This window comes from Actinoplanes couchii (genome assembly GCF_016862075.1).
GTDB lineage: Bacteria > Actinomycetota > Actinomycetes > Mycobacteriales > Micromonosporaceae > Actinoplanes > Actinoplanes couchii.
On the sequence record NZ_BOMG01000167.1, the window covers coordinates 1 to 4,040 of the forward strand.

Genomic DNA, 4,040 nt, shown 5'->3' on the forward strand with positions numbered 1-4,040 from the left:
GACCGGGTGCGCGTCGGTATACGAACGGTTGCCGGGGTTCCGCACCCGGAGGACAGGCACCGGGTTGAGCCCCAGCGGATGGCGATTCGGGTGCGGGGTCCGTCCGGGGCGGCGCGCGACCCGAACCACCATCCGGCCTGGTTCGCCGCGGGGTCGGAACGGGCTCCTGACGGACGGCTCGGGCGCGTGGGTCAGGTGTCGAGCATCGGCACCAGGTAGCGGCGGGCCACCTCCCGGAGCCGGGCCTCGTCGTCGACGTCCACGACCTGGCCGGGGATGGCCAGGAACGATGCGGACAGGCGGACCCACAGGTCGGCGACCAGGTCGACGTCCACCTCCGGGGAGATGTGGCCGCCGGCCTGTTCGCGGCGGAGCTGGCCGGCCACGAAACGCTGGACCGTGCCGAGCGTCCGGCCGCCGTCGTTGATCATCGAGGGGACGAGCAGGTCCGGTTCGACCTCCATCAGCCCGCCGATCAGCGGGTTGCCGCGGATCGCCCGCATCGAGCTGACAAAACCCAGGACGACCCGGTCGACGGCGGTACGGGCCGGCCGGATGTCGTCGCGGAACCGGTCCAGGTAGCGCCGGAACTCGCGCCGCACCACCTGTTCGACCAGGGCGTCCTTGGTGGCGAAGCGGCGGTACGCGGTGATCCGGGAGACCCCGGCCCGGCGTGCGACGTCCTCCATCGTGGTGCGGCGGATGCCGATCCGGCAGAACTGTTCGTACGCCACATCCATCAGCCGGGTGGCGACCCCGTCCAGGTCAGCGGGTTGATCAGGATTGGCCAGCGCGCGCCCCAGAAGTGAATCCATCGATACCCGTCTTGTGATTCTGGATTAACTTGTGGTGTCCTGTTGATACATCGAAGCATGTCGTGTTTCACCGTATCAGGAGCTGATCGTGGAACCTCTCAGCAGGCGTAACGTACTGAAAGCGGGTGCCCTCGGGGCGGTCGGAGGCTGGACCTGGTCACCCACCGGATCGGTGGCCGGCGCCGGAGCGGGCACCGACCCGCGATGGGTGTGGGATCCGGAGGCCGACCCGCTCGTCGCGAACCTCATCGAGCGCGGCGACGTGCCCCGCGTCAACGAGCTGCTGCGCACCTGGAAGAAGAACGGCCAGGCGCTCCCCGCCGGGTTGCCCACCGACCTGCGGGACTTCATCGAGTACGCCCGGCAGCTGCCGTCCTGGGCCGACCCCGGTAAACTCGCCACCGCCGTCGAGTTCAACGAGAAACGCGGCCTCTACCTGGGCGTCCTGTACGGGCTGGCCAGCGGCATGATGAGCACCGTCATCCCGAAGGAGGCCCTCGCCGTCTACTACTCGCAGGGCGGCGCGGACATGAAGGACCGGATCTCCAAGACCGCCAAACTGGGGTACGACATCGGCTCGGTCGACGCGTACCTGCCCGGCGGGGAGATGATCGTGACCGCGGTCAAGACCCGGCTGGTGCACGCGGCGGTGCGTCACCTGCTGCCGCAGTCGCCGCACTGGACCAAGGTCGCCGACGAGGACATCCCGATCAGCCAGCGGGACATCATGGTCACCTGGCACAGCCTGCCGACCACGGTGATGCGGAAACTGAACGACTGGAAAGTGCCGATCCCGGCCGCCGAATCGGCCGCCTTCCTGCATTCCTGGCAGGTCGGCGCGTACCTGCTGGGGGTCCGGGAGGAATACATCCCGAACTCCTGGGCGGAGGCGGACTCGCAGGCCGAACAGGTGCTCGACCCGATTCTGAAAGCCACCCCGGAGGGCAACAAACTCGCCGACATCCTGCTGAATCTGGGTGCCGACGTGGACGCGGGATTACTGAGCAAACCGATTCTCGGCGCGTTCACCCGGTTCATGCTCGGCGACGAGATCGCCGGATGGCTGCGCATTCCCCGCGAACTGGTGTGGGATCCCCTGCTCCGGACCGCCTGGGGACCTTTCATCGCCGTACGCGAAGGCCTGCTGCCGTTTCCGTTGGCGCCGAAGGCGTATTGGCTCTTCGACGAGTTCCTGCGCAAGGCGGCCCTGCTGTTCCTCTCCGAGGCCCGCCCGATCAGCATCGAGATCCCGGTCACGAACCGCTGATGTCGAGAACGGGGCGGCGGCTCCGTCCCCGGTGTGCACACGGCGACAATGGGTCGCACCAGCACCGAGGAGAAGCGAATCATGGCCAAGTACCTGCTGCTCAAGCACTACCGCGGTGGCCCCACCCCGCTCACCGACCTGCCGATGGACAAATGGGCGCCGGAGGAGATCACCGCGCACATCCAGTACATGAACGATTTCGCCGCCCGGCTCCAGGAGAACGGCGAATTCGTCGACGCGCAGGCGCTCGCGCCCGGTGGCACGTTCGTGCGCTACGACGGGGAGGGCCGGCCGCCGGTCACCGACGGTCCGTTCGCCGAGACCAAGGATCTGATCGCCGGCTGGATGGCGATCGACGTGGACAGCTACGAGCGGGCCCTGGAACTCGCTGCCGAACTGTCCGCGGCACCGGGCGCCGGCGGCGAGCCGCTGCACGAGTGGCTGGAGCTGCGTCCGTTCCTGACCGAGCCGCCGACCGTCACGGAATGACCGACGCACAACTCCGGGGCCTGATCCCGGTGGTGCTCGCCGTCCTCGTCCGCCGCGGAGCAGACTTCGCGGCGGCCGAGGACGCCGTACAGGACGCCCTGGTCGAAGCGCTGCGCACCGGTGCGCTGCCGGCCGATGCGAAAGGGTGGCTGATCACCGTGGCGTGGCGGCGGTTCCTGGACGCCGCCCGGGCCGGCGCCGCCCGCCGACGCCGTGAGGACGTGGCCGATTCTGATCCCCCGCCCGGTCCGGTGCCGTCCGCCGACGACACGCTCGGGCTCTACTTCCTGTGCGCGCACCCCTCGCTGACGCCCGCGTCGGCGGTCGCGCTCACGCTCCGTGCCGTCGGTGGGCTGACCACGCGGCAGATCGCGGCCGCCTACCTGGTGCCCGAGTCGACCATGGCCCAGCGGATCAGCCGGGCGAAAAAGACGATTGCGGGGGTACGCCTGGACAAGGCCGCCGATGTGTCGACCGTTCTGCGGGTGCTGTACCTGGTCTTCAACGAGGGATACAGCGGCGACGTCGACCTCGCCGTCGAAGCGATCCGGCTGGCCCGGCAGCTGGCCGCGGTCGTCGATCATCCCGAGGTGGCCGGGCTGCTCGCGCTGATGCTGCTGCACCACGCGCGCCGGCCCGCCCGTACCGGCAAGGGGGGAGGTCTCGTGCCTCTCGCCGACCAGGACCGTGACCGGTGGGACACCGCCATGATCGCCGAAGGCGTGCGGATCCTGCAGACCGCGCTGTCCCGGGACCGGCTCGGCGAATTCCAGGCCCAGGCGGCCGTCGCGGCCCTGCACGCCGACGCCCGGACCGCCGCCGAGACCGACTGGGTGCAGATCGTCGAGTGGTACGACGAACTGGCCCGGCTCACCGACAGCCCGATCGTCGGCCTCAACCGGGCCGTCGCGGTCGGTGAGGCCGACGGTCCGCAGGCCGGGCTGGCCGCGCTGGCGGCGCTGGACCCGGCCCTGCCCCGCTACCGGGCGGTCGAGGCCCACCTGCGGGAACGCGCCGGTGACCCGGTGGCGGCGGCCCGGCTCTACGCGGAGGCGGCGCGCGCGGCGTCGAACACCGCCGAACGTGACCACCTGAACCGGCAGGCCGCCCGGCTCAACACGGCCCGGGATCGGCCATGATGGAACGATGAGGCGAACTGGCCGGGTGGTGCCGGCGACGTTGTTGGTCACAGCCGGGACGGCCGGCGCGGTCTGGGCGGTGATCTTCCTGCTCGGCGAGGGCCTGGACCGCGCCGAGAAGTGGATCTCGATAGTCGGCGTGATCCTGTCGCTGCTCGTCGCCGTCGGGGGTCTGGTCCTGGCCTGGCGTTCCCGGGGCGGGCCGTCGCCGGCACCGGATCCGGCCGTGACCCTTCACGATGCCCGGGGCGTGCAGATCGGCGACGGGAACACGCAGCACAACCGGTTCTGATTCTCGGCAACCGTTCGTATACCGACGCGCACCCGGCC

At 70.1% G+C, this 4,040-nt stretch carries 5 protein-coding genes; 4 read left to right on the forward strand and 1 reads right to left on the reverse strand.

What is annotated here, in order from left to right:
* Window positions 1–191 precede the first annotated feature (191 nt).
* A complete protein-coding gene (locus Aco03nite_RS52220) occupies window positions 192–815 on the reverse strand; it encodes a TetR/AcrR family transcriptional regulator (RefSeq protein WP_203810711.1) in 624 nt (207 codons plus the stop codon).
* Window positions 816–903: 88 nt separating this feature from the next.
* Between Aco03nite_RS52220 and Aco03nite_RS52225 the strand changes: the two genes are divergently transcribed.
* The 4 genes from Aco03nite_RS52225 to Aco03nite_RS52240 all read left to right on the forward strand — a co-directional run bounded on the left by Aco03nite_RS52225 (window position 904) and on the right by Aco03nite_RS52240 (window position 4,002).
* Window positions 904–2,082 carry an oxygenase MpaB family protein gene (locus tag Aco03nite_RS52225; RefSeq protein ID WP_203810713.1) on the forward strand — a complete coding sequence of 393 codons (1,179 nt, stop codon included), beginning with the start codon at window positions 904–906 and terminating at the stop codon, window positions 2,080–2,082.
* Window positions 2,083–2,163: 81 nt separating this feature from the next.
* Window positions 2,164–2,571, forward strand: coding sequence for a YciI family protein (locus Aco03nite_RS52230; RefSeq protein WP_203810715.1), 408 nt, complete (start codon window positions 2,164–2,166; stop codon window positions 2,569–2,571).
* The gene (locus tag Aco03nite_RS52235) at window positions 2,568–3,710 is read left to right on the forward strand and encodes an RNA polymerase sigma factor (protein ID WP_203810717.1); all 1,143 of its coding nucleotides are present in this window, start codon (window positions 2,568–2,570) and stop codon (window positions 3,708–3,710) included. Before Aco03nite_RS52230 ends, Aco03nite_RS52235 begins: the two co-directional genes overlap by 4 nt.
* A gap of 7 nt (window positions 3,711–3,717) precedes the next feature.
* Window positions 3,718–4,002 (forward strand): RIP homotypic interaction motif-containing protein, encoded by a 285-nt coding sequence (locus Aco03nite_RS52240; protein WP_203810719.1) that lies wholly within the window; start codon window positions 3,718–3,720, stop codon window positions 4,000–4,002.
* The last annotated feature ends 38 nt before the right edge of the window (window positions 4,003–4,040 follow it).